This is a genomic window from uncultured Paraglaciecola sp. (genome assembly GCF_937123705.1).
GTDB lineage: Bacteria > Pseudomonadota > Gammaproteobacteria > Enterobacterales > Alteromonadaceae > Paraglaciecola.
This window is the reverse complement of record NZ_CAKZKO010000106.1, coordinates 1-4,132: the sequence shown is the minus strand read 5'-3', so window position 1 is coordinate 4,132 and position 4,132 is coordinate 1. Positions and strand designations below refer to the sequence as shown.

At 42.1% G+C, this 4,132-nt stretch carries 3 protein-coding genes; all 3 read left to right on the top strand.

Going from position 1 to position 4,132, the window contains the following annotated elements; genetic code table 11:
- A partial coding sequence (gene gspC, locus Q0688_RS14020) for a type II secretion system protein GspC (RefSeq protein ID WP_367179798.1) occupies nt 1-966 on the top strand: 966 nt, incomplete at its 5' end.
- Nucleotides 963-3,032, top strand: a complete 2,070-nt coding sequence (gene gspD / locus Q0688_RS14015; protein WP_299077845.1) for a type II secretion system secretin GspD — start codon at nt 963-965, stop codon at nt 3,030-3,032. The genes gspC and gspD, both read left to right, overlap by 4 nt.
- A gap of 2 nt (nt 3,033-3,034) precedes the next feature.
- Nucleotides 3,035-4,132, top strand: a 1,098-nt coding sequence (locus tag Q0688_RS14010; RefSeq protein WP_299077841.1) for a GspE/PulE family protein, incomplete at its 3' end; no start/stop codon positions are given.

Below are 4,132 nucleotides of genomic sequence, written 5' to 3'. Positions count from 1 at the left end.
ACATCCCACCGAGAGACAATGACAGTCGTTAATCATACCGCTAATCAATTATGGCTCCAATTAGTCAAAAACCAACAAAAAATTAATTTTTTGATAGTGGTGCTGTTGGCGATTTTTTTGCTTGCCTATGTCGCAGAACTAACTTGGCGCTTGTGGCCGCAACCCGCTGCTAACAGTAAAGTAGAGAATATTTTTAAAACTCAACCCACATCAACAAAAAGTGCCAATAATGTGCTTAATTTGGCAGGAGTTAAGCGTTTAAATTTATTTGGAAATTATGATGTAGCCCCAGTAGTTGAGGAAGAGTCTGCTGTTATTGATGCCCCAGTTACAAGATTAAGCTTAGTGTTAACGGGTGTAGTTGCTAGTTCTTCAAAAGATCAGGGCGCGGCAATTATCGAAAACCAAAAGAAACAGCAAACCTACGGTGTAGGCGAAAAAGTTGATGGAACCAACGCCACGTTAAAAGAAGTGTATGCCGATAGAGTCATCATCAAAAATGGACTCACTAACGAAACCTTAATGTTAGACGGCGTTGAATATAAAAAGAACGTGGTAGTGAGCGCTAAAAAAACCAACCCAGTTGATGGGCCTAAACCAAATAAACGTGTTGCCGATCGTCGAACTTTGTCTGACGAAGCGGCACGAGCAAGTATCCAATTACAAAATGAACCTGCTAATTTTGCCGATTACATTGCGGTATCTCCACATAGACCAAATGGCGAGTTGGTGGGTTATCGCGTTCGTCCGGGTAAAAATCCAGCCTTATTTAAAGCAGCGGGATTAATAACCGGTGATGTGATTACCGAAATTAACGGCTTGTATCTTTCAGATATACAGCAAGCATTAGAAGCAATGAAAATGCTTAAAGAATTACAATCTTTGCAAATGACAGTGCAGCGCAAAGATGAGTTTATTACAATTTACCTAGATCTACCCCAAGGGGAAGAGGAATCACAAACATGATGTTCAAGTCACCTAAACACTCCAAAGTAATTAAAGGATTGCTCCTAGCTATTGGTAGTGCATTTTTTGCTGTTTCAAGCCTAGTGGCAGCAGCAGATTATTCCCCAAATTTCAAAAATACTGAAATCAGTGAATTTATCAATATTGTGGGTAAGAACTTACAAAAAACCATTATCGTTGATCCTAACGTTCGCGGAAAAATCACGGTACGTAGTTACGATTTATTAAACGAAGAGCAGTATTACCAATTTTTCTTAAATGTTTTACAGGTTTACGGATACTCTGCTGTTTCTATGCCTAGCGGCGTAATTAAAGTCATTCGTTCGAAAGATTCCAAGTCTTCTAATATTCCTGTGGTTGAAGGGGATTCTTTTATCGGTGATGAAGTGATTACCCGTGTTATCCCTGTTTACAACGTACCCGTTAGAGAATTAACACCTTTGCTTCGTCAATTGAACGATGCCGCTGGTGGCGGAAATGTAATAGGTCACGATCCATCAAACGTCATGATGCTTACTGGTAGAGCTGCGGTTGTTAATCGCCTGGCTGAAATTATTGACCGGGTTGACAAAGCCGGTGATGAAGAAGTTGATATTATTAAACTAAAATATGCTTCGGCTACCGAGCTGGTAAGAATTGTTGAAAATATCAATAAGTCGCAAGGTAAAGCTAATGCTGCCGGTAAGTCAGCACCAAGAGTGGTGGCTGATGATAGAACCAATAGTGTTATTGTTAGCGGTGATGTTAAAGCCCGTAAACGCCTTACTAATTTAATAGAACGCATGGACTCTGAGTTAGAAACCAATGGCAATACTCGAGTTATCTTTTTAAATTATGCAAAATCCGAAGATCTAGTAAAGGTATTGCAAGGCGTAAGCGCTAGCCTGAAAGCAGAAGAACAAGGCGGAACTTCAAAAGGCCGTCAATCCAGTTCAAACCGAGAAATCAGTATCGATTCTCACCAAGACTCCAATGCATTAGTGATTACTGCTGAACCCGACATGATGCGTTCACTTGAGGACGTCATCCGCAAATTAGATGTGCGCCGAGCACAAGTACAAGTAGAAGCTATTGTGGTAGAAGTATTTGAAGGCGATGGCACAACCTTAGGCGTGCAATGGGCCAACGAAAAAGGTGGTGGTACCCAATTTACTAATGGCGTAGTGGGCATAGGCTCACTGGCAGTGGGTGTTAATCAAGCTCAAGACAAAACCATTGTTGATACTATCACTACTACTTCAAACGGCGACACTGTCGTCGTTCCTACTGAAAAAACTCAACTTGGTGATTTAAGCACACTTGGTGCATTACTCGGTGGTGTTAACGGATTTTTATTGGGTGGTGTCAAAGATGGTTGGGGTGCTGTTTTGCAAGCTGTCAGTACCGATACCAATTCAAATATATTGGCGACTCCACACTTAACGACTATGGACAATGAAGAAGCCTTTTTTATTGTGGGTCAAGAAGTGCCAATTATTACTGGTTCAACAACAGGTTCAAGCAATTCAAATCCTTTTACTTCGGTGGAACGTCAAGAAGTCGGGATTAAATTAAAAGTGACGCCGCAAATCAATGAAGGCGATGCGGTGCAACTGCTTATCGAACAAGAAGTGTCAAGCGTCAGCGGCGCAACGTCAGTTGATATTTTGATCAACAAACGTGAAATCAAAACCTCGGTGATAGTCGACGACGGCGGCACAATAGTGCTTGGCGGATTAATTGATGAAGATGTGCAAGAAAGCGTGTCTAAGGTGCCATTATTGGGTGATATTCCGCTTATTGGGCATTTATTCAAATCAACTTCGACCAGTGTTCGAAAACGTAATTTGATGGTGTTTATCCGTCCAACTATCATTCGTGATGGCGTGACTATGAATAAAATCAGCCAGAGCAAATACCAGTATATTCGAGCGGAACAATTAAAAAGACAAGCTCAAGGCATTCCTTTAATGCCATTCACCGAAGGGCCGTCATTGCCAGAATGGGATGAGTCCTTAAGTCTGCCTCCTTCGTTTGACGACTATATTGGCGATAAAGAAAAACAAGAAAATCAGGGTAACGACTAGTTATGTCAACCTCAGAGTTAAGCGCAGCAGATGCCGAAGAGCAGGCATTGCTCGAATCGGGTACCGATCTCGATGCCCCAATTGATGAGCCAGAGCATAAACAGCTGGCGTTTAGTTTTGCAAAACGTCATCAGGTCCTGCTAGATACTGGCGAAGAGCCAGCGATTTTGTATCACACACAAGACACTGAATTTCAGGTGTTTGCCGAAGTTAGACGTTTTTTAGGCGCCGAATTTCGCCTTCAAGAAATTGAGCTCGACAAGTTTGAATCCATTTTAACCAACGCTTTTCAAAGGGATTCGTCAGCCGCCAAGCAATTAATGGAAGACATTGGCAATGAAAGTGACTTGTTTAGTCTTGCCGAAGAGTTGCCGGATACCGAAGATCTTTTAGAAAGTGAAGACGACGCCCCCATCATTAAACTTATTAATGCCATGTTGGGTGAAGCCATTAAAGAAGGCGCATCAGATATTCATATCGAAACCTTTGAATCGCAACTTTTAGTGCGTTTTAGAGTGGATGGTGTGCTGCGAGAAATTCTACGACCGAATCGTAAAATGGCTTCAATGTTAGTCTCCCGAATCAAGGTTATGTCAAAAATGGATATAGCCGAAAAGCGTGTTCCACAAGATGGACGGATTACCCTACGAATAGCAGGCCGAGCAGTAGATGTAAGGGTATCGACTATGCCCTCTAGCCATGGCGAACGTGTGGTATTACGTTTGTTAGATAAAAATAATGTGCGCTTAAATTTAATTGATTTGGGTATGACTCAAACCAATCGTGACTACTTTTCTGGCCTAGTACATAAGCCCCACGGTATTATCTTGGTCACAGGCCCAACGGGTTCAGGTAAATCGACTACCTTGTACGCCGGGTTATCTGAAATCAATTCAAGAGACCGCAATATTCTAACGGTTGAAGACCCCATCGAATTCGATTTACAAGGCATAGGTCAAACTCAAGTTAACGATAAAGTGGATATGACTTTTGCTCGTGGCTTGCGGGCCATTTTGCGTCAAGATCCCGATGTGGTGATGGTGGGTGAGATTCGAGATTTAGAGACAGCACAAATCAGTGTCCAGGCAAGTTTGACAGGT

Bases quoted from the DNA above. Each gene is read 5' to 3' on its own strand.
- gspD (WP_299077845.1), top strand. From the start codon at position 963: ATGATGTTCAAGTCACCTAAACACTCCAAAGTAATTAAAGGATTGCTC.